Raw genomic sequence first — 20430 nt, 5'->3', positions numbered from 1 at the left:
AATATCACTGGAAACAACAGCGGGGCAGTCGGGGTGGACATCATTGCAACTCTGAACGGGGCGCCATCGGGCTGGAACTCAACAGTAGATGCGCAGACTGGAGCACTTGCGGTAGATAGTTACCGCACACGCTGACCGTGAAATGTGCATCTGGGCGCGCCAGCGGATGCCGATCAATCGAAGGGTTGACAGCTGGCAGCTCGGGCGCGGTTAATCGGTGGGCAAATTCGACCGTACGCTGTTGTTCCCTCCAATAATCATTCTGGAGCTTCAGATGTCTGCGCTACACGATCATGGCTCGTCCACAGTGTCCCTCGAGGCACTGACGCAACTGCTTGAAACGATTTTTCTGCGCCACGGCACTTCCAGCGACGTCGCCCGGGTGCTGGCCGCCAACTGCGCCAACGCCGAACGCGACGGCGCTCACAGTCATGGCGTGTTTCGCATCCCCGGTTATGTCTCGACGCTGAAAAGTGGTTGGGTCAATGGCCATGCGGTGCCCCAGGTTGAAGACGTCGCGCCGGGGTTTGTCCGGGTTGACGCTGGCAACGGTTTTGCCCAGCCAGCGTTGGCAGCGGCCCGACCGCTGCTGATCGAGAAGGCGCGTCATGCCGGGATCGCGGTGCTCGCGATCCGCAACTCGCATCATTTCGCTGCTTTGTGGCCGGATGTCGAGCCCTTCGCCGACGAAGGTCTGGTCGCGCTGAGCGTGGTCAATAGCATGACCTGCGTGGTGCCCCATGGCGCTGATCGGCCATTGTTCGGCACCAATCCGATTGCCTTCGCCGCACCAAGAGCCAACGCCGCGCCGATTGTGTTCGACCTTGCCACCAGCGCCATCGCCCATGGCGATGTGCAGATCGCCGCGCGCAAAGGTGAAAAACTCCCGGTCGGCATGGGGGTCGACAGCCTCGGCCAACCGACCCAGGACCCCAAGGCGATTCTCGAAGGCGGCGCGTTGTTGCCGTTCGGCGGGCATAAAGGCTCGGCGCTGTCGATGATGGTCGAGTTGCTGGCGGCGGCATTGACCGGCGGCAATTTCTCATTCGAGTTTGACTGGTCCAACCATCCTGGCGCGAAGACGCCATGGACCGGCCAGCTGTTGATCGTCATCGACCCGAGCAAAGCGGCGGGGCAGAGCTTTGCCCAACGCAGCGAGGAACTGGTACGGCAGATGCACGGGGTCGGGCTCAAGCGTTTGCCGGGGGATCGGCGGCATTTGCAGCGTGCCCGCTCATTAGCGCAGGGCATCACGCTGGATGAACAGACGCTGGGGCAGTTGCGGGAGTTGGCGGGGGACTGAGTTTGCACAAGGCATAAAAAAGCGAGCCCCAAGGCTCGCTTTTTTTGTGGCGCTGGAACTCAGCGGCGGCCGAGCAGCAGTCCCACCACCAGGCCGAAACCGGCGGAGACCGCCACGGTTTGCCAAGGATGGCCACCGATGTAGTTCTCGGTGGCTTCAACAGCGGGTTTGGTGCGGTCGCGCACGCTGGACACCGAATCCAGTGCCAGCTGCAGCTTCTGGGCGATTTGTGCGCGCAGCGTTTCTGCTTCTTCGCCTACCAGTGAAGCGCTGCTCTTGAGCAGTTTGTCCGATTCTTCGATCAGAGCCTGAAGCTCGCTGAAAGCTTGATCCTTGATTTGCTCTTCGGCAGCTTGCGAGGCGGTTTTACGGGCCATTGGGTGACTCCTTGCAGGTGAATGGACAGTGACCAATGGAGTGTAGCGGCAGGCGAAAAGTTGCATGTCATTCGCGGACAAGGGAAAAACCTGCACCGGAGATTTGTGTCGAGCGTGTAAGATGTCGCCATTTTACGCAGCAGGATAAATCCCCATGAGTTTCAATCTGGCCGACAAATCCCTCGCAGAGCGCGCAGCGCTGGAAGATGAGAAATCCCGTCTGTTCGAACTCTGGCAGAACAATCTGGGCAAAGCCAAAGGCGAAGCCGCGCGCCTTTTTGGGGAGCGCTCCAAGCGCAAGGGCAAATGGGCCGAGTGGGTCCGCGCCGAGCTGGACGGCATGTCGCCGCCGGAGTTCGCCAACATGGTGCGCAGTGAAGTCAATCGCCTGATGGCGGCGAACAAATAATCCGCTTCACGCCTGGCTGAACGTGGCAGCAATCGCCTCGCGAACCTTGACCAGCACCGGATCGATCTGCGTGCTGGTGCGCCAGCCCAGTTCCACCGGATAGCGTGGTAACGCCAGAGGGCAGGGCAGCAACGCCAGCCCGCTCAGCGCCGCGATGCTTGCGGCGGCATGGGCCGGGATCGTCGCCACTGCCTGACTGCCCTTGAGCAGAAAGGGCAGTGCAGCAAAATGCGTGGTCGACGCGCAGACTCGGCGGCTCAAACCCACTGCCGCCAATCCTTCATCGGTGATGCCGATAAAGCCGCCCGACGACACCAGAATGTGCTCGCGTTCAACGAACTCCTGCAACGCGATCTGCTGTTGGCCTGGCGCGAGACTGGCCGGGTCGACCAGACACGCATAGCCACCTTCGCCCAACACCTGACGGCTGAGCAGGCGCTCGGAAAAGCCGCCGGCAGTGATCGCCAGGTCGATGCTGCGTTCCATCAGCGCGCGGGCAACGATCTGGCTGTGGGTCTGGCGAAATATCAACCGCAGCTTCGGCGCACGGCGGGCGATTTCCTCGATCAGGCGGCGGCCGTAGGCAATTTCAAAATCATCTGACAGACCAATCGCCACCGAGCGCCCCTCGTACTGATTGGCCGCTGGATCAAGCATGGCCAGACTTTGCCGGCATTTGTTCAGGGCATCGCTGATCACCGGTTTCAGCTGATTGGCTTGCAGGGTCGGCGCCAGACCGCGCCCGGTGCGCACGAACAACTGATCGCCATACACCTCACGCAAGCGGCGCAATGCCGCGCTGACTGCCGATTGCGTTACGCCCAGGCGCAGGGCGGCGCGGCTGGCACTGGATTCGTCGTGCAGCGCTTCGAAAACTTTCAGCAGGTTGAGGTCAATGTCGGCGATATTCATTTGGCTCATATCATTCAGCAGTGGGCAGGGCTTTATTCATGATCGCGTGACGCCGGAGAATCGGCAACACCTGAACCTGATGGAGTAAATACCATGGCCAAATCCATAGTCGCGGCGTTGCAGATCGGTGCATTGCCCGGCGGCAAAGGCGAAACCCTTGAACAGATCCTGAGCTGGGAAGACGCAATCCGCGAATCCGGCGCCGCGTTGGTGGTGATGCCGGAAGCCCTGCTCGGTGGCTACCCGAAAGGCGAGGGCTTCGGCACCCAATTGGGCTACAGACTGCCCGAGGGGCGCGAGGCCTTCGCGCGGTACTTTGCCAACGCCATTGATGTGCCTGGCGCCGAAACCGACGCCTTGGCCGGATTGTCAGCGCGCACCGGGGCCAATCTGGTGATCGGCGTGATCGAGCGCGCCGGCAGCACGTTGTATTGCACGGTGCTGTATTTCGATCCGCAGGCCGGGCTGCTCGGCAAACACCGCAAGCTCATGCCCACCGGCACCGAGCGACTGATCTGGGGTAAGGGTGACGGCTCGACTTTGCCGGTGTTTGACACCCAGGTCGGCAAGCTTGGCGCCGTGGTGTGCTGGGAAAACATGATGCCGCTGCTGCGCACGGCGATGTATGCCAAGGGTGTTGAGGTCTGGTGCGCGCCGACCGTGGACGAGCGCGAAATGTGGCAGGTCAGCATGCGCCACATCGCCCACGAAGGCCGCTGCTTCGTGGTCAGCGCCTGTCAGGTGCAGGCCTCGCCGAATGCCTTGGGGGTGGAGATTGCCAACTGGCCGAGTGATCGACCGTTGATTGCCGGTGGCAGCGTGATCGTCGGACCGATGGGCGATGTGCTGGCGGGGCCGTTGCGCGGGGAAGCGGGCTTGCTTACGGCGCAGATCGACACCGATGAACTGATCCGCGCGCGGTATGACTACGATGTGGTCGGCCACTATGCGCGGCCGGATGTGTTCGAGTTGACCGTTGATGAACGTGCGAAGCCGGGGGTGCGGTTCAACACTTGACCTTGATATTTGTTTTGAACCTGTGGGAGCTGGCTTGCCAGCGATGGGGCCATGTCAGTCGACATCTTTTTGGCAGATGCACCGCTATCGCTGGCAAGCCAGCTCCCACAGGGATCGGTGCCCGATCAGAAAACTTTTTACCAAGTCGCCGCACTCGCCTTGGGCAGGCTCAACTTGCCGCTGTCGATAAAGCGCATCGTGCCAAACAACCCGCCCGCCAGTTTGCCGCGCAGTACGTAGGGCAGGTTATCGAGGCTTTGCGTCTGGCTCAGGCCCAATGTCTGGCGCAGGAACGAGAACGCCGAGACGCTGACCGGTACCGTGACAATGGCTTCAGAGAAACGCGGGATCGAGCCGCTCTGATCGCTCACACCCGAAGCCAGCGAATGACCATTGACCTCCAGATCCAGGGCGATGCCGTTGTAATCGATCGCCGTTTCATTGGGGTTCTGTACGCGCAGCTTGATCGCGAAGCGCACTTCCAGTTCCTGGCTGGGCAAGGGTTCGAGGCCGACCACGTTGATGTTCACCGGGTCGCGATTGGGAAACAGTGCGCAGGCGCTGAGCGACAACAGCAGAAGCGACAGGATGACGGCGTGGACGCGGCGCATAAAAATCTCTCGACAAAAAAGGGCTGAACCGTCGCCGGTGCAGCCCTTGTTTTCGAGGCGCGACGTCAGCGGTTCAACTGTGCGACAGCCGCCGCTTGGCCGGGTTCACCTTTGGCGGCGACGTCGGGGTTTTCCATGACCTGCAGGATCGAAGCTTCCGGGTCGAAGTCGTCTTCTTCCAGCTCGATGAATTCCTCGGGCAGGAAGATGTTCAGCACGATAGCGCACAACGCGCCAACGGTGATCGGCGATTCGAAGATATTGCGCAGCGCTTGCGGCAGTTCGCGCAGGACTTCCGGTACGGCGGCGATGCCGAGGCCCATGCCGAGGGAAATCGCCACGATCAGCATGTTGCGCCGATGCAGACCGGCTTCGGCGAGGATCTTGATTCCGGCCACGGCGACGGTGCCGAACATCACCAGTTCGGCGCCACCCAGCACCGGTTTCGGCATAAGTTGCAGCACCGCGCCGATCATCGGGAACAAACCGAGCAACACCAGCAGACCGGCGATGAAGAAAGCCACGTAGCGGCTGGCCACACCAGTCAACTGGATCACGCCGTTGTTCTGCGCAAAGGTCACCATCGGCATGCTGTTGAACACTGCCGCGATGGCCGAGTTGAGACCATCGGCGAGCAGGCCGGATTTGATGCGACGGATGTACAGCGGGCCTTTCACCGGTTGCCGCGAGATCATCGAGTTGGCGGTCAGATCACCGGCCGCTTCCAGTGGCGACACGAGGAAAATCACCGCCACCGGCACGAACGCCACCCAATCGAAGTTGAAACCGTACTTGAACGGCACCGGCACGCTGACCAGCGGCACCTCGGGCATCGAAGCGAAGTCCACCGTGCCCATCAGCCATGCCACTACGTAGCCGAGGGTCAGGCCAATGACGATCGCGCCCAGACGCAGAAACGGCACGTCGACACGGTTCAGCACAACGATGGTGCCGATCACCAGCGCCGCGAGAAATACGTGACTGGCCGCGCCCAGGTCAGGCGCGCCGAAGCCGCCGGCGATGTCGGTCATCGCCACTTTGATCAGCGACAGGCCCATCAGCGTGATGATCGTGCCGGTCACCACCGGCGTGATCAGCATGCGCAGCTTGCCGATGAACTGGCTGAGCACCACTTCGATGAACGCGGCGAAAAAGCACACGCCGAAGATCGTCGAGAGGATTTCGTCAGTGCTACCGCCACGCGCCTTGACCATGAACCCGGCGCTGAGAATCACACTGATGAAGGAGAAACTGGTGCCTTGCAGGCAGAGCAGACCGGAACCCACCGGGCCGAATCGCTTGGCCTGGACAAAGGTGCCGAGGCCGGAGACGAACAGCGCCATGCTGATCAGGTAGGGGATTTCACTGTGCAGACCGAGGGCGCCGCCCATGATCAGGGTCGGGGTGATGATGCCGACGAAGCTGGCCAACACGTGCTGCAACGCGGCGAAGACCGTGGCGGTCAGGTGCGGACGGTCGTTGAGGCCGTAGATCAGGTCGTTGTTGCGCGGGGTTTTGTCAGAGGCGGTCATGATGAGGTGCGCGCCGCAAGGCGGGGCCGGGTCAGAAAATGGGTGCGCAGAATGCCGGAAGAGGGCGGCGAGGGCAACGAGCAATAACTGCCTGAAAGGTCAGGTTTTACTGCCTCTCCCTTGTTCTGATCGTTCCCATGCTCCGCATGGGAATGCAGCCCGGGACGCTCCGCGTCCCTTCCAGAGCTGGAACGCGGAGCGTCCCTTGAGGCATCCCCACGCAGAGCGCGGGAATGATCAAGCGTGCCTCGACCAGCAATGGAAAAGCGCCCGTGGCATACTCCCGCGCATGACTTTCGACTCCCCCCTCAGTGCCTGGCAATACGCAGTCGACCACAAGGGATTCATCCAGGATGAAGCCCAGGAGCACGCGGTCTGGGCCTTGCAAAAATGCCATGAAGCCTTGCACGCCGGCGCCCGCTCGGTCGGCGGCGTGTACCTGTGGGGGCCGGTCGGGCGCGGCAAGACCTGGCTGATGGATCAGTTCTATCAGAGCTTGCGGGTGCCGGCGCGGCGTCAACACTTTCATCACTTCATGGGCTGGGTGCATCAGCGTTCGTTTCAACTCAGTGGCATCGCCGATCCGTTGCGCGCTTTGGCCAAAGAGCTGGCCGGCGAAGTGCGCGTGCTGTGCTTCGATGAGCTGTTCGTCAATGACATCGGCGACGCGATCATTCTCGGCCGGCTGTTTCAGGTGATGTTCGATGAAGGTGTGGTGATCGTCTGCACCTCCAATCTGCCGCCCGATTTTCTGTACGCGGACGGCTTCAACCGCGACCGTTTCACGCCGGCGATTGCGGCGATCAAGGCGCATATGACCGTGGTCGCGGTGAATGGCGCCGAGGATCATCGCTTGCATCCGGGGACGATCGAGCAGCGTTATTTTGTTCGCGCGGATGTTTTACCGAGTGCACTGGAGGCCGTGTTCAAATCGCTGGCTGCAGATGAGACTGTCAGCGAGGAGCCAGTGGCCGTGGGCCACCGCACACTCAACGTGGTGCAAGCCAGCGAATCCGTGCTGTGGTGCCGCTACAGCGATTTGTGCGAACAACCTTTCGCCGCTATGGACTTCATTGCCCTGTGCGATCGCTACCGGGCTATTCTGTTGAGCGAAGTACCGAACCTCAGCGCACAAAAACGCGAAGGACGTATTGCACGCGGTACCGAAGACGGCGCTGAGCGCGTAGTGGCCGGTGATCGCGAGTTGCCGCAGTTGTCGGTGCATGACGACGGCGTTCGCCGCTTTATCGCGCTGGTCGACGAATGCTACGACCGCAAAGTGCCGCTCTATGTAGAAGCACGCGTGCCAATGGATGCGCTGTACACCGAGGGTTATCTGGAATTCCCGTTCCGCCGCACCCTCAGCCGTTTGCAGGAGATGCAGTTGCAGCGCTTCGCTGAAGCCTGAAAGAAGAGGGCACCGACATGAGTCAACCGCTGTCCCATCATTTGCTGACCATGGCCTACCAGAATGCCTGGGCCAATCATCGCCTGGCCAAGGCCTGGACCCAGCTCGATGCCACTGAACTGGCGGAGCTACGGGTGAGCTTCTTCCCCGGCATCCGCCTCACGCTTAATCACATCCTCACTTGCGACTGGTTCTACGTCGACGCGCTGGAGCGCGAATTGCGCGGGGACGAGCCGCACCCGGATTGCTACGTATTCTTTAATCAGGACGAGCCATTTACCGATGCCGCAACGCTGCGTGCCGAACAGGGCCGCGTCGATCGCCGGCTGATCGCCTATTGCGAGCAACTGCGCGATGCCGATCTGCCAAGAATCGTCACTATCGCTCGCGACGAACCGCAACATGACAGCCGACTGCGCATGCTCTCGCACCTGTTCGAGCACCAGATCCATCATCGCGGCCAGGTGCACGCCATGCTCAGTGGCACGGCGGTAAAGCCACCGCAACTGGATGAGTTTTTCTGTGCAGGGGAAAGCGCATTGCGCGCCGAAGACTTCGCCGAACTGGGCTGGACTGAAGAGCTTATCTGGGGCCACTGACCGCGAAAGATCGCAGCTTTTCAAGTTGCTCACTCCACCTCACCCAAGCTAATGTCCAAAAGCCTTCCAGCAAGCACCTTGCGCGCCGGGGCTCTTTGCTTGATCGGGGATGGAAATGGATTCCGCAGAAATACTCGTACTTCAGGCCAGCTACAGCAACCCGGTGCACGCCGAAGCCATCGGCATCGTGCTCAACCACTACGCCGAAGATCCCATGGGCGGCGGTCATCCGATCGCGCCCGAACTGCTGCAACGCCTGCCCGAAGAACTCGCCCGCCGCCCGCATGCCTTCAGCGTGCTGGCCTTCGTCGGCGGCGAACCGGCCGGGCTGGTCAACTGTTTCGAAGGCTTCTCGACCTTCGCTTGCAAACCGCTGGTCAACGTCCACGACGTCGCCGTGGTCGGTAAATTTCGCGGCTTGGGGCTCAGTCAGAAAATGCTGCAGAAGGTAGAAGAAATCGCCCGTCAGCGCGGTTGCTGCAAGATCACCCTGGAAGTGCTGGAAGGCAATGCGGTGGCGCAGGGTTCGTATCGCAAATTCGGCTTTGCACCGGGGATGTTCAATCCGGATCACGGGCGGATGCTGTTCTGGATAAAGGACTTGCAGGCCTGAAGGCGCCTCACCGCAAATCACCAACATAAAAAAGGCGCCCCGATCAGGGCGCCTGAACTGTCATCTCCCGGGCCAGAGCGGAGCCACGGAAGGTCCATCGGTTGCTCGGTGAAGCTCAGTCGCGATAAGACTCGGTCACCTGCGCCGTCTGGTCAGCAGGGACGCGAATTTCTTTCGCACTGGCGTCGGCCTTTTGCTCGCCTTGCGCGTGCTGGACCGGGAAGTTGTCGTAGTAATAACGCATGCGTTCGGCACCGCCTTCAGCGAAGGCGCTGGTGGAACCGAGGGCGAGCAGGGTGGTGAGAATGAAGGTAGTGGTTTTCATGGTGCCTCCTACTGAACAAGTGGGAGTCGGTTCGTCCGTGAAGCAGACCGCGAAAGAAGTCTGCGTCGCGGCCATTAACAATGGGTTAACGCTGGTTCAGCGCAAATATTGCGGCGTATTACAGAAACGACGCGGTCGATAGGCACAAAAAAGGGCCTTCTCGGCCCTTTGTCGTTTTACTTCTGCGCTACTTCCGCCGGATCCGGGTGCTTTGGCTTCATCAAACTGAAGTCAATCAACGCCCGCCGCGGTGCCTGGTACGGGTCGCCAATCAGCAGCTTGCGCGCTACGAAGCTGTCGCTGACCAGGCTTTTACTGCGATCCAGTTCATCGGAGCTCAACCCGGCCAAGTCCGCCCAGGTATGAATGAGCTGTGAGCTGCTGTACGGGCGGCTGAGGTCGCCGGCGAAGTTCCAGTCATGGTTTTCCTTCCACTTTGGCGAGGCCCAGGCCATGAACGGGATGGTGTACATCGGCGCGGTCGGTTTGTTTTCGTTGCGGCCCAGCGTGCCGTGGCCGGCCGAGTCGAAGACATCTTCACCGTGGTCGGACAGGTACAGCAGGAAGCCATTCGGGTCGGTTTTGGCGTAGTCCTTGATCAGGCTCGAGACTACGAAGTCGTTGTACAGCACGGCATTGTCATAGCTGTTGTAAGTCGGTACCTGATCGTCACGCACGCCAGCCGGAACGCCCTGGCGATCCTTGAACTTATCGAACGTCGGCGGATAACGGTACTGGTAGCTCATGTGCGTGCCGAGCAGATGCACGACGATCAGCTTGCGCGGCGCCGCATCGGCCAGCGCCTTGTTGAACGGCTCAATGACGTCGCCATCGTATTGCGCCGAGTTCTGGTTGCGGTTGTTGTTCAGGTACACCTGCTCGTCAGCCTGTTCGGAGAAGGTCGTGAGCATGGTGTTGCGCTTGGTCATGGTCTGCTGGTTGGTGATCCAGAACGTCTTGTAACCAGCCTGTTTCATCACGCTGACCAGCGATGGCGTCGACAGGTACAGGTCGGGGTTCTGCTCGTCGGCGAAGGTCAGCACTTGCTGCAGCGCTTCGATGGTGTACGGGCGCGGGGTGATGACGTTGTCGAAGATCGCCAGTTGATCCTTGAGTTTGTCCAGTTCCGGCGTGGTGTTGCGCGGATAACCGTAGAGGCTCATGCGCTGGCGGTTGGTCGATTCACCGATGACCAGCACCAGCGTCGCCGGTTGCCCGGCCGAGGCGTCCTTGAGGTTTTTCAGCGGCGGGATCTTGCTCGCGCTGTCGAGCATGCCTTGCATGTCCCCCAGCGTTTCCAGATAGCGGTGATACGCCACAGCCATCTGCCACGGCACGGCAGGCTCGATGCGGGTTTCGAATTTCTCGAAGCCTTCAGCGAAATTGCCCATGCGCATGGTTTGTTTGATCAGCGGATAACCGGCCACGGCGATGACAATCGCCGTCGCCGCTACCAGCGCGCGACCACGCGGCATGTAAACCGGGCGCAGACGCGTCCATAAAAAGTAAGCGAACGCGGTATGGGCGAGGAACGCCGGGATCATCCACCAGGCAAAATACTGGGTCATGTACTCGCCGGCTTCCGACACGTTCGACTCGAACATGATGAAGATGACGCTCTGCGAGAATTCCTGCTGATAAATGAAGAAGTAACCCAGGCTGGCCATCGAGCAGGCCCACAGCACCACACCGATGATTGCCGCAAGCAGACGCGTCTGTTTGGGGAACAGCAGCATCGGCGCCAGCCACAGTGCACTCATCACGAACGCCTGACGGAATCCTGTGAAACCAGACGTGCCGGTCAGCTGGATCAGCAGTTGAGTGATGCCCGAGAAGTACCAGAAGAAGACGAACAACCAGATGAATCCGGCCCAGTCGAAACCGGTCGCAGTCGTTTTGCTGCGTTTGAACAATGCCATTCAGCGCTCCAGCTCAATCATCAGACCCACGCCGGAAACGCTTCCATGACACCGACGAACAGAGGCCGTACACGCAGGCACGGCCAGAATGGGGCGAAGTATCCCCAAGGGCTTGTGAAAGATTTGTTAAGCGCCGCTGTTGGTGTGTATCAAGCGGTCAGAGGTGCAACGTGTCGGGAACGACGAGGGCCGTTCCCGAAGCAGGCGAGGATCAGGCGTGGGGTGCGCGCTGCACAACCGGACGCGGTTGCGGCTGCGAGCCCTGGGTCAGTGCGCGCAATTGCGCCAATTCGTGCTTCAACTGGTCGCGCTCGTCTTTCAACTGGCGCAATTCATCGCGACGGATCGTAACGTAGAGGGTTTGTGGCGGCATTGCTGTATGTACTGTGCCCATTGCTCACCTCGCAAATGGCGTGCATCAACTGTAAGTCACTCCTCGTTTTGAGGCGCTTGACTTACTATCGGCGCCAATTTTGATTTCTTTTGCCCTGGAAGGGAACTTTTTTATTTTTCATGGTCGGTGTGTCTTCGGCAGGATTCGGGGCGTTATCACTCTGGATCGGGCACAATGCCCGGAAACTTCATCGCAACGCTCTGGACTAACCTCCATCAGTCGCGTTGGGCTATAACCAATGACACACATTTATTTGTAGTAAGGAGCATCAGCACATGCAACTCGGGATTATTGGACTGGGCCGCATGGGCGGCAATATTGCGCGACGTCTGATGCTCAACGGGCACACCACCGTTGTTTACGACCGCAATACCGCTTTCATCGATAACCTGGTCGCCGAGGGCTCCACTGGCGTCGCCGACTTGCCAGCACTGGTTGCCGGCCTCGACAAGCCGCGCGCGGTCTGGGTCATGCTGCCGGCGGGCGCACCGACCGAAGACACCATCAACACCCTGAGCGAACTGCTTGAGCCCGGCGATACGATCATCGACGGCGGCAACACCAACTACAAGGACGACATTCGTCGCGCCAAGACGCTGAACGAGAAGGGCCTGCACTACATCGACGTCGGCACCTCCGGCGGCGTCTGGGGCCTGGAACGCGGTTATTGCATGATGATTGGCGGCGACGCCGAGACGGTCAAACGTCTGGATCCGCTGTTCGCCGCACTGGCACCGGGCATGGGCGACATCCCGCGTACCAAGGACCGCAAGTCCGATGACCACCGTGCCGAGCACGGCTACATCCACGCCGGTCCCGCCGGTGCCGGGCACTTCGTGAAGATGATCCACAACGGCATCGAGTACGGCATGATGGCCGCGTTCGCCGAGGGCTTCGACATCCTCAAGACCAAATCCAGCGAACGCCTGCCGGAAGATCAGCGATTTGATCTGAACGTGGCTGATATCGCTGAAGTCTGGCGTCGTGGCAGCGTGGTTTCGTCGTGGCTGCTGGACCTGACTGCCGATGCGCTGGCCAGCGATCCGAAGCTTGACGGCTTCTCCGGCTCGGTCGCCGACAGTGGCGAAGGCCAATGGACCATCGAGGCGGCCATGGAGCAAGCGGTGCCGGTACCGGTGCTGTCCAATTCGCTTTTCTCCCGTTACCGCTCGCGCGGGCAGGGCACCTTCGGTGACAAAATCCTGTCGGCACAACGCTTCGGCTTCGGCGGCCACGTGGAGATTGCCAAGAAATGACCCGTACGATCCGCAGAAAATCCAAGGCAGAACCCGCACCACCGACCACGCTGTTCCTGTTCGGTGCCCACGGCGACCTGGTCAAGCGCTTGCTCATGCCGGCGCTGTACAACCTCAGTCGCGACGGCCTGCTCGACGAGAATCTGCGGATCGTCGGCGTTGATCACAACGCCATTACCGATGAAGCCTTCGCGCAAAAGCTCGAAGACTTCATCCGTACCGAAGTGGCAGCGAAGGTCGGCAAGGGCGATCAGATGCTTGATCCGGCCTTGTGGGCCAAGCTCGCCAAGGGCATCAGCTACGTCCAGGGCGATTTCCTCGACGACAGCACTTATTCAGCCCTGGCGGCGAAAATCGCCGACAGCGGCACTGGCAATGCGGTGTTCTACCTGGCCACCGCGCCGCGCTTCTTCAGTGAAGTGGTGCGCCGTCTCGGCAGCGCCGGTTTGCTTGAAGAAACGCCCGAAGCGTTCAGAAGGGTGGTGATCGAGAAGCCGTTCGGCTCCGATCTGCACACTGCCGAAGCCTTGAACGCTTGCCTGCTCAAGGTCATGAGCGAAAAGCAGATCTACCGGATCGACCATTACCTGGGCAAGGAAACCGTGCAGAACATCCTGGTCAGCCGGTTCTCCAACAGCCTGTTCGAAGCGTTCTGGAACAACCATTACATCGACCACGTGCAGATCACTGCGGCGGAAACCGTCGGCGTGGAAACCCGTGGCAGTTTTTACGAACACACCGGCGCACTGCGCGACATGGTGCCCAATCACCTGTTCCAGTTGCTGGCCATGGTCGCCATGGAACCGCCGGCTGCTTTCGGCGCTGACGCGGTGCGCGGCGAGAAAGCCAAAGTGGTCGGGGCGATTCGTCCCTGGTCGACGGAGGAAGCCCGGGCCAACTCGGTGCGCGGCCAGTACAGCGCCGGCAAGCGCGATGACCAGCCATTGAAGGGTTATCGCGAAGAAGCCAACGTCTCGCCCGACAGCACCACGGAAACCTACGTGGCGCTCAAGGTGATGATCGATAACTGGCGCTGGGTCGGCGTGCCGTTCTATCTGCGCACCGGCAAGCGCATGAGCGTGCGCGACACCGAGATCGTCATCTGTTTCAAACCGGCGCCGTACGCACAGTTCCGCGACACCGAAGTCGACGAGTTGCAGCCGACTTACCTGCGTATACAGATCCAGCCAAACGAAGGCATGTGGTTCGACCTGCTGGCCAAGCGCCCGGGGCCGGCGCTGAACATGGCTAATATCGAGCTGGGTTTTGCGTATAAGGATTTCTTCGAGATGCAGCCGTCGACTGGCTACGAAACCTTGATCTACGACTGCCTGACCGGCGATCAGACGCTGTTCCAGCGTGCCGACAACATTGAGAACGGTTGGCGAGCGGTGCAGCCTTTCCTTGATGCCTGGCAGCAGGATGCGAGCGTCGAGACGTATGCGGCCGGCGAAGATGGCCCGCAAGCCGCCGAAGATCTGCTGACTCGCGATGGTCGCGTCTGGCACAGCCTGGGATGAGTGATTTGTCGAAACAACCGATACGTTTTCTGCTCAGCGACATGGACGGCACACTGTTGCTGCCGGATCACACGCTGAACCAACGCACCATCGAAGCTGTGCGCTCGCTGCGCGATGCCGGCGTGCTGTTCAGCCTCGCCAGCGGCCGCCCGCCGAAAGCCATGTTGCAGCAGATCGAGGCGCTGGGCGTTGATTTGCCGACAGCGGCGTTCAATGGCGGCACCATCGTCAAACCGGACGGCACACTGTTGGCCGCGCATTATCTGCCGGCCACGACCGCGCTGATTGCTCTGGCGCAGTTTGCCGATCAACCGGAGGTGGAAATCTGGGTGTTCAGTGGCGGCGACTGGCTGCTCAAGGACCCGCACGGGCCGATGGTCCCACGTGAACAGAGCGGCCTCGGCTATCCGCCGGTGGTGGTCGAGAGTTTCGAACCGTATCTGGAGCGCATCGACAAGATCGTTGCCACCAGCAACAACACTGAGTTGCTGATTGAGCTGGAGGCGCAGCTGTTGCCCAAGGTCAACGGCATGGCGCAAGTGTCGCGCTCGCAGCCGGTGTATCTGGACGTCACTGCGCTTGAGGCCAACAAAGGCACCGCGCTGACAACCATTGCCGAATACCTCGGCGTGCCGCTGGAGCAAACCGCTGTCATCGGCGACGGCGGCAACGACCCGGCGATGTTCAAATGCGCCGGCTTGTCGATTGCCATGGGGCAGGCGGAAGAGGCGGTGAAGCGTCAGGCGGATGTCGTCACCGCTGCCAACACCGCAGACGGCGTGGCTTTGGCGATCGAGCAGTACATCCTCCCGCGCTGATCCACTCCTACATGGGTTTTGCGGTGTTTGATCGTTCCCACGCTCTGCGTGGGAATGCAGCCCGGGACGCTCTGCGTCCCAATCAAAAGATCGCAGCCTTCGGCAGCTCCTACACATCGCTAGTCGTTATAGCCAATAGCTCACCGCATACCAGCCCAGCAGTCCCATCACCACGGTATACGGCACCGCCATCCACACCATGCGCCCGTACGACAGACGTACCAGCGGCGCGATCGCCGAGGTCAGCAGGAACAGAAACGCTGCCTGACCATTCGGTGTCGCCACACTCGGCAGATTGGTGCCGGTGTTGATCGCAATCGCCAACGTTTCGAAGTGCTCGCGAGTCATGTGCCCGGCAAGAAAAGCCTGTTTCACCTCAGTGATGTAAATGGTCGCGACAAATACGTTGTCGCTGATCGCCGAGAGCAGGCCATTGGCGATGAACAACATGCCCGGCTGTTGATCCATCGGCAACGCCAAGACCCACTCGATGAGTGGGACGAACAGATGCTGATCGTGAATGACTGCCACCACGGCAAAAAATACCACCAGCAGCGCGGTAAACGGCATGGCGTCCTTGAATGCGCTGCCCAGGCGATGCTCGTCGGTGATGCCGGTAAATGCAGTGATCAACACAATCACCATCAAACCGATCAGGCCGACTTCAGCCAGGTGAAACGCCAGGCAACCAATCAGAATCAGCGCCGCCGCGCCTTGCACCAGCAGCGCCGCCGTCTGACGAGGCGTGCGTTTGGCGTTGTCCTCGGCAGCGTAGTTGGCCAACACGGCGCGGACGTTGTCCGGCAGCAGTGTGCCGTACCCGAACCAGCGCAGCTTCTCCAGCAGCACGCAAGTGACCAGACCCGCCACCAGTACCGGCAGCGACACCGGGGCTACCTTCTGGAAGAACTCGCCGAAATGCCAGCCCATCTCATGGCCAATCAACAGGTTCTGCGGCTCACCGACCAAGGTGCAGACGCCACCGAGCGCTGTGCCGACCGCGCCGTGCATCAACAGGCTGCGCAGGAAAGCGCGGAATTGATTCAGGTCCTCATGGTGTCGCGACGGTAAATGCTCATCGTCACCGAATTCGCTGTCCTTACGTGGATCGTTGCCCGACGCGACCCGGTGATACACCGAGTAGAAGCCGACAGCCGCACTGATGATCACCGCCGTCACGGTCAACGCATCAAGAAACGCCGAAAGAAATGCCGACAAGAAGCAGAACATCAGCGCCAGAATGGCTTTTGAACGCACGCCCAACAGGAGCCGCGAGAAGAGAAACAGCAGCAGATCTTTCATGAAGTAGATGCCGGCAACCATGAACATCAGCAGCAGGATCACCGGAAAGTTGTGCAGCAACTCATCGTAGAGCGCTTGCGGCGTGGTCATCTTCAACAGCAACGCTTCAATCAACAGCAGGCCGCCGGGCATCAACGGATAACACTTGAGCGCCATGGCCAGGGTGAAGATGAATTCGATCACCAGCAACCAGCCTGCGGCGACCGGGCCGATGGTGAATAGCACCACGGCGTTGAGAATGAGAAAACCGACGATGGTCGCCTTGTACCAGCGTGGCGATTGCCCGAGGAAGTTGTGCGCGAACGCCTGGGCGATTGAACCGGACATCGGCTGCTCCTTTTATTTAGAAGCGCGAAAGTTGCCGGATGTTTCAAGGAAGATCAAGTCGCCGATAATCTCGATCCTGTTGAATGCTCTATGGATTCAGATAACGCGCAACCATTGCCCGGTAGTTGCCATCCAGCGAATAGCCACCAACCACAATTGCGCCGTCAGTTTGTACGGCCAGAGAATTGGCTGTATCGAGACTTCGCCCCAGTCGCGTGCGCAACCAACCGTGGCCCTGGCCGAACGCTGGATCGAGACTGCCGTCAGCTTGATAACGGGCGACCATGAAGTCGGCTTCAACCCCGCCGATGGTCGCGCCCACGGCAACGATGCGGCCATCGCTCATCAACCGGGCGGCGTTCCATTGGCATCCGCTGGGACCGATGTCCACCACCTGTGGTTGGCCATGATGACAGTGCAGATCCGGTCGACCGTTGGCGTGCAGGACAAACGTCAAACAGCGGATTGGATCGCGGCTGCTGCCGAAGCAATAAAGCCTGTCGTCGGATTCAATGATCTGGCTGACCTGAGCGCTATTGCCGTGGGCCTTGAAGGCCATGAAGCCATCGACGGCGAAGCGCTCATCCAGGCTGCCATCGGGCCGGTACACCGCCAGCAGGCCTTGCTGAGGAAAGTCGATGGAGCCTGCGACCACGACGCGCCCATCCTTCTTCAACAGCAGCGTACTCAGCCAGGTATTGAGCAGCAGGTGGCGGACCACGACGAATCCGCGTCCATTGAAGGATTCGTCGAGCCGGCCATCGGCATGCAGGCGAATCAGCATCCCGGCGTGGTCGGCAAGGCTGAAATGATGGTTGGCGATCAGCAGAATACGGCCGTCTTCCTGCACCACAAAGTCACAGGCTTCGACGCCCGGCACGCCCGGCGGCAACCAGTTGTCGCGGGTGCCCATGGACAGCTCGCCGGGCAGCCGCACCACCTGGAAACCGTCATCGCCGAAGAATCGGTCTGGCTGGCCGTTGGCATCGAACAGGGCGAGGGCGGGCAGGGTGCGTCGGGTATCTTCATAATGCAGGCCGGCCAGCAGAATCTTGCCGTCGGCTAACACCTGAACCTTGCCGGCCTTGGCTTCGAAACCCTCGACAAAGCTGCCGATCACGCTGCCCTGAATGCCGAACGACAAATCCGCCGACCCATCGGCCAGCAGCCGCGCCAGGCCAAAACGGCTTCCCTTGGATGTACCGACCTTGGCCGCGACCAGAATCCGACCCTGTGCATCGAGCGTGACATGTTGAGTCTGGCTGGACAAACTGCCGGCAAAGTACACCTGCGCAACACCGCCAATGGCGAATGCCGGGTCGAGCGAACCGGGGGCGGTCCATGCAGTAGGCAGCGCATAAGGGCTCAGGGTGGACATGCACGCGTCTCCTTGTGCCTGAGCCGATACCCAGTGGTTGGGCGGCTGACTGCACGAGCGAAACATTCAATCCCCGAAACGCGATAAGTACAACTGGGTGTACTAACAGAAGGACGGTCGCACTGTGCCAGAACAGTGTCTTGTTGAACCACTCGCAAGCGAGCCAAGTACTTTGGATGAAACGGCACTGCAACTACGTTAATTGTTCGGCTACGCACACAACAAGGGCGGATGACTTTAACGTCATCCGCCCTTGTTCGGTTATCAGTGTGGCATCGACCAGGATTGCAACTTGTGGCCGTCTTCGCTCAGCTCGGCGCGGGCCTGCTGCAGCAGTTGTTCGAGTTGCGCCGGGTCAGAGTAGGCGCTGCTCGGGATCTGTTTGCGACCGATGTGGGAGTTGGTGCGGTCGACGACGGTCAGGCTCAGTTCGCCATTGCCGTCTTGTGGCGCCCAGGCCACGCACTGGAAAGGCTTGAAGGCGTGGTTGGCAATCAGAAGAGCTTCGTTGATACGCAGCGGGGCAGTCATGGGGTCTTCTCTCTATTCGCGCCCAATCAAGTGATGTGCCGTCGGTTGGGCTTACCGTGCGGCGGGTTACTTGTACTGATGCACGCAACCGGGGGGCGGGTCACACATGAAACAAAGAAATTTCAGGTTCTTTACATAACGTAAGTTCGTTCCGTTAATCCTGCACATGTCCGAACACCGCGCTGAATTCCCCCCTCTCCCCAAGGAAAGGGGGCCGAGTTGTGGGCTTTTTTCAAACTCGAGTTCGGCTTGGTCTTTCAGATCGGCGTACCCCGCGCAAACACCTCGGTCAGTTCCCTCTGCCTTGGGAGAGGGCTAGGGTGACGTTCCGCTCTTTGACTCCCCGCAAATAGTCGATAGCTAACTAACAACCAACTTTCTTATAACTCTTTTAATACCCGCCCTATAAGCAATCGGTACAAGCCCCCGTCAAAATCTTGCTAGTGTTACAACCGGGTCTGCCAAATGACTGTTTTTTCGATCATTTATCAAATTTGGCGCCAAGGAACAGTCATGAGCGAAGCGCCTGCGTCGAGACGTTTACTGGTGGTCGATCCCTGCGACGACTGCCATCGCCTGTTGCCCGGATTGCGCGCCATAGGCTGGGATGTCGACAGTTGTAATCTGGAAAACGCTGCTTCCCGCGCTTGCGATGTCGGCCTGCTGCGTTTGCAGCCGTTCCATCTGGAACGACCCGAAGCCGTCAAAGAGCTGATCAGCCGCAGCGGTACTGAATGGATCGCTGTGCTCAATCAGGAAGTCCTGCGCTTACAGAACGTCGGTGACTTCGTTTGTGAATGGTTCTTCGACTTCCACACCTTGCCCTTCGACGTCTCTCGCGTACAGGTCACCCTCGGCCGCGCCTTCGGCATGGCGCGCCTGCGCGGGCAGGGCACGATTCATGTCGATCAGCCAGAGCACGAACTGCTCGGCGACAGCAAACCGATCCGCGAACTGCGCAAACTGCTGAGCAAACTTGCCCCGACCGAATCGCCCGTGCTGATTCGCGGCGAAAGCGGCACCGGCAAAGAGCTGGTCGCGCGCACCCTGCACCGACAATCCCAGCGTCACAACAAACCGTTTGTAGCGATCAACTGCGGGGCGATTCCCGAGCATTTGATCCAGTCAGAATTGTTCGGCCACGAGAAAGGCGCGTTCACCGGCGCACACCAGCGCAAGGTCGGACGCATCGAAGCGGCGAATGGCGGCACGTTGTTCCTCGATGAAATCGGCGACCTGCCGCTGGAATTGCAGGCCAATCTGCTGCGCTTTCTCCAGGAGAAGCACATCGAGCGGGTTGGCGGCAGTCAGCCGATACCGGTGGATGTGCGCGTGCTGGCAGCAACCCACGTTGACCTGGAAGCAGCAATCGAGAAGAAGCGCTTTCGTGAAGACCTTTATTACCGGCTGAACGTCCTGCAAGTGGTCACAGCGCCATTGCGCGAGCGCCACGGCGATCTATCGATGCTGGCCAACCACTTTTCGCACTTCTACAGCCACGAAACCGGGCGCAGGCCAAGAAGCTTCAGCGAAGACGCGCTGATTGCCATGGGCAAGCACGACTGGCCGGGCAATGTGCGCGAGCTGGCTAACCGGGTCAGGCGTGGGTTGGTGTTGGCCGAGGGCCGCCAGATCGAGGCGCGGGATTTGGGGTTGATCAGCCAGCATTCGATCGCCACACCGATGGGCACGCTGGAGGATTACAAAACCCGGGCGGAACGGCAGGCGTTGTGTGATGTGTTGAACCGGCACAGTGATAATTTGAGTGTGGCCGCGAAAGTTTTAGGGGTTTCGCGGCCTACTTTTTATCGGTTGTTGCATAAGCATCAGATTAGGTAAATGCAAGAAATTGAAGTGCGGTAATCAAAGTTTAACTATA

The 20430-nt window shown here is 60.0% G+C and carries 20 protein-coding genes; 10 read left to right on the top strand and 10 right to left on the bottom strand.

Annotated elements, in window-relative coordinates:
* Window positions 1-274: 274 nt before the first annotated feature.
* The gene (locus tag QMX86_RS14585; RefSeq protein ID WP_130929894.1) at window positions 275-1303 is read left to right on the top strand and encodes an Ldh family oxidoreductase; all 1029 of its coding nucleotides are present in this window, start codon (window positions 275-277) and stop codon (window positions 1301-1303) included.
* A 59-nt stretch (window positions 1304-1362) separates the two neighbouring features.
* On the opposite strand, the gene QMX86_RS14580 is transcribed toward QMX86_RS14585, so the two are convergent.
* On the bottom strand, window positions 1363-1680 hold the full coding sequence (locus tag QMX86_RS14580; protein WP_024012897.1) for a DUF883 family protein: 318 nt from the start codon (window positions 1678-1680) through the stop codon (window positions 1363-1365).
* A gap of 154 nt (window positions 1681-1834) precedes the next feature.
* On the opposite strand from QMX86_RS14580, the gene QMX86_RS14575 reads away from it, so the two are divergent.
* Window positions 1835-2089 (top strand): hypothetical protein, encoded by a 255-nt coding sequence (locus QMX86_RS14575; protein WP_003224595.1) that lies wholly within the window; start codon window positions 1835-1837, stop codon window positions 2087-2089.
* A gap of 6 nt (window positions 2090-2095) precedes the next feature.
* Here QMX86_RS14575 and QMX86_RS14570 read toward each other — a convergent pair whose 3' ends face one another.
* Entirely contained in the window at window positions 2096-3010 is a 915-nt protein-coding gene (locus QMX86_RS14570; RefSeq protein WP_282383975.1) for a LysR substrate-binding domain-containing protein, read from the bottom strand.
* 84 nt (window positions 3011-3094) lie between these two features.
* Here QMX86_RS14570 and QMX86_RS14565 point away from each other — a divergent pair, with 84 nt between their 5' ends.
* Window positions 3095-4018, top strand: a complete 924-nt coding sequence (locus tag QMX86_RS14565) for a carbon-nitrogen hydrolase family protein (RefSeq protein ID WP_110645240.1) — start codon at window positions 3095-3097, stop codon at window positions 4016-4018.
* Between the two features lie 137 nt (window positions 4019-4155).
* Here QMX86_RS14565 and QMX86_RS14560 read toward each other — a convergent pair whose 3' ends face one another.
* Together QMX86_RS14560 and QMX86_RS14555 are read right to left on the bottom strand one after the other, a co-directional pair.
* Window positions 4156-4629: an LEA type 2 family protein gene (locus QMX86_RS14560; RefSeq protein ID WP_282383979.1), complete on the bottom strand. Its 474-nt coding sequence runs from the start codon at window positions 4627-4629 to the stop codon at window positions 4156-4158.
* A gap of 65 nt (window positions 4630-4694) precedes the next feature.
* Window positions 4695-6161 carry a nucleobase:cation symporter-2 family protein gene (locus tag QMX86_RS14555; protein WP_282383981.1) on the bottom strand — a complete coding sequence of 489 codons (1467 nt, stop codon included), beginning with the start codon at window positions 6159-6161 and terminating at the stop codon, window positions 4695-4697.
* A gap of 289 nt (window positions 6162-6450) precedes the next feature.
* On the opposite strand from QMX86_RS14555, the gene zapE reads away from it, so the two are divergent.
* From zapE to QMX86_RS14540, 3 genes are all read left to right on the top strand, one after another.
* Complete coding sequence (gene zapE / locus QMX86_RS14550) at window positions 6451-7569, top strand: cell division protein ZapE (protein WP_273528252.1); 1119 nt, start codon at window positions 6451-6453, stop codon at window positions 7567-7569.
* A gap of 17 nt (window positions 7570-7586) precedes the next feature.
* On the top strand, window positions 7587-8168 hold the full coding sequence (locus tag QMX86_RS14545) for a DinB family protein (RefSeq protein WP_282383986.1): 582 nt from the start codon (window positions 7587-7589) through the stop codon (window positions 8166-8168).
* Window positions 8169-8283: 115 nt separating this feature from the next.
* Window positions 8284-8781 carry a GNAT family N-acetyltransferase gene (locus QMX86_RS14540; RefSeq protein WP_024012903.1) on the top strand — a complete coding sequence of 166 codons (498 nt, stop codon included), beginning with the start codon at window positions 8284-8286 and terminating at the stop codon, window positions 8779-8781.
* Between the two features lie 115 nt (window positions 8782-8896).
* On the opposite strand, the gene QMX86_RS14535 is transcribed toward QMX86_RS14540, so the two are convergent.
* The 3 genes from QMX86_RS14535 to QMX86_RS14525 form a co-directional block, all read right to left on the bottom strand.
* On the bottom strand, window positions 8897-9106 hold the full coding sequence (locus QMX86_RS14535; RefSeq protein ID WP_016774669.1) for a hypothetical protein: 210 nt from the start codon (window positions 9104-9106) through the stop codon (window positions 8897-8899).
* A 176-nt stretch (window positions 9107-9282) separates the two neighbouring features.
* The gene (locus QMX86_RS14530; protein WP_282383988.1) at window positions 9283-11025 is read right to left on the bottom strand and encodes a phosphoethanolamine transferase CptA; all 1743 of its coding nucleotides are present in this window, start codon (window positions 11023-11025) and stop codon (window positions 9283-9285) included.
* Window positions 11026-11236: 211 nt separating this feature from the next.
* The gene (locus QMX86_RS14525; protein WP_016774671.1) at window positions 11237-11419 is read right to left on the bottom strand and encodes a DUF6026 family protein; all 183 of its coding nucleotides are present in this window, start codon (window positions 11417-11419) and stop codon (window positions 11237-11239) included.
* A 275-nt stretch (window positions 11420-11694) separates the two neighbouring features.
* Between QMX86_RS14525 and gnd the strand changes: the two genes are divergently transcribed.
* Genes gnd through QMX86_RS14510 form a run of 3 tightly spaced genes read left to right on the top strand, consistent with a single transcriptional unit; the run spans window position 11695 to window position 15013 of the window.
* Window positions 11695-12675, top strand: coding sequence for a phosphogluconate dehydrogenase (NAD(+)-dependent, decarboxylating) (gene gnd / locus QMX86_RS14520; protein WP_016774672.1), 981 nt, complete (start codon window positions 11695-11697; stop codon window positions 12673-12675).
* Window positions 12672-14195: a glucose-6-phosphate dehydrogenase gene (gene zwf / locus QMX86_RS14515; protein WP_122704360.1), complete on the top strand. Its 1524-nt coding sequence runs from the start codon at window positions 12672-12674 to the stop codon at window positions 14193-14195. The genes gnd and zwf overlap by 4 nt, the downstream gene beginning before the upstream one ends.
* Window positions 14192-15013, top strand: a complete 822-nt coding sequence (locus tag QMX86_RS14510) for an HAD family hydrolase (RefSeq protein WP_130929902.1) — start codon at window positions 14192-14194, stop codon at window positions 15011-15013. Before zwf ends, QMX86_RS14510 begins: the two co-directional genes overlap by 4 nt.
* 126 nt (window positions 15014-15139) lie before the next feature.
* Here the strand turns inward: QMX86_RS14510 and nhaB are convergent, their stop codons facing one another.
* The 3 genes from nhaB to QMX86_RS14495 all read right to left on the bottom strand — a co-directional run bounded on the left by nhaB (window position 15140) and on the right by QMX86_RS14495 (window position 18551).
* The gene (gene nhaB / locus QMX86_RS14505) at window positions 15140-16642 is read right to left on the bottom strand and encodes a sodium/proton antiporter NhaB (RefSeq protein WP_122612227.1); all 1503 of its coding nucleotides are present in this window, start codon (window positions 16640-16642) and stop codon (window positions 15140-15142) included.
* A gap of 88 nt (window positions 16643-16730) precedes the next feature.
* A complete protein-coding gene (locus QMX86_RS14500) occupies window positions 16731-18020 on the bottom strand; it encodes a hypothetical protein (protein ID WP_282383989.1) in 1290 nt (429 codons plus the stop codon).
* A gap of 264 nt (window positions 18021-18284) precedes the next feature.
* Window positions 18285-18551 (bottom strand): hypothetical protein, encoded by a 267-nt coding sequence (locus QMX86_RS14495; protein ID WP_016774677.1) that lies wholly within the window; start codon window positions 18549-18551, stop codon window positions 18285-18287.
* A 513-nt stretch (window positions 18552-19064) separates the two neighbouring features.
* On the opposite strand from QMX86_RS14495, the gene QMX86_RS14490 reads away from it, so the two are divergent.
* Complete coding sequence (locus QMX86_RS14490) at window positions 19065-20390, top strand: sigma-54 dependent transcriptional regulator (RefSeq protein WP_122601743.1); 1326 nt, start codon at window positions 19065-19067, stop codon at window positions 20388-20390.
* The last annotated feature ends 40 nt before the right edge of the window (window positions 20391-20430 follow it).

The sequence above is a fragment of the Pseudomonas sp. PS01270 genome, from assembly GCF_029959775.1.
In the GTDB taxonomy this organism is placed as follows: Bacteria; Pseudomonadota; Gammaproteobacteria; order Pseudomonadales; family Pseudomonadaceae; genus Aquipseudomonas; species Aquipseudomonas atacamensis.
This window is presented reverse-complemented; position numbering and strand designations above follow the sequence as displayed.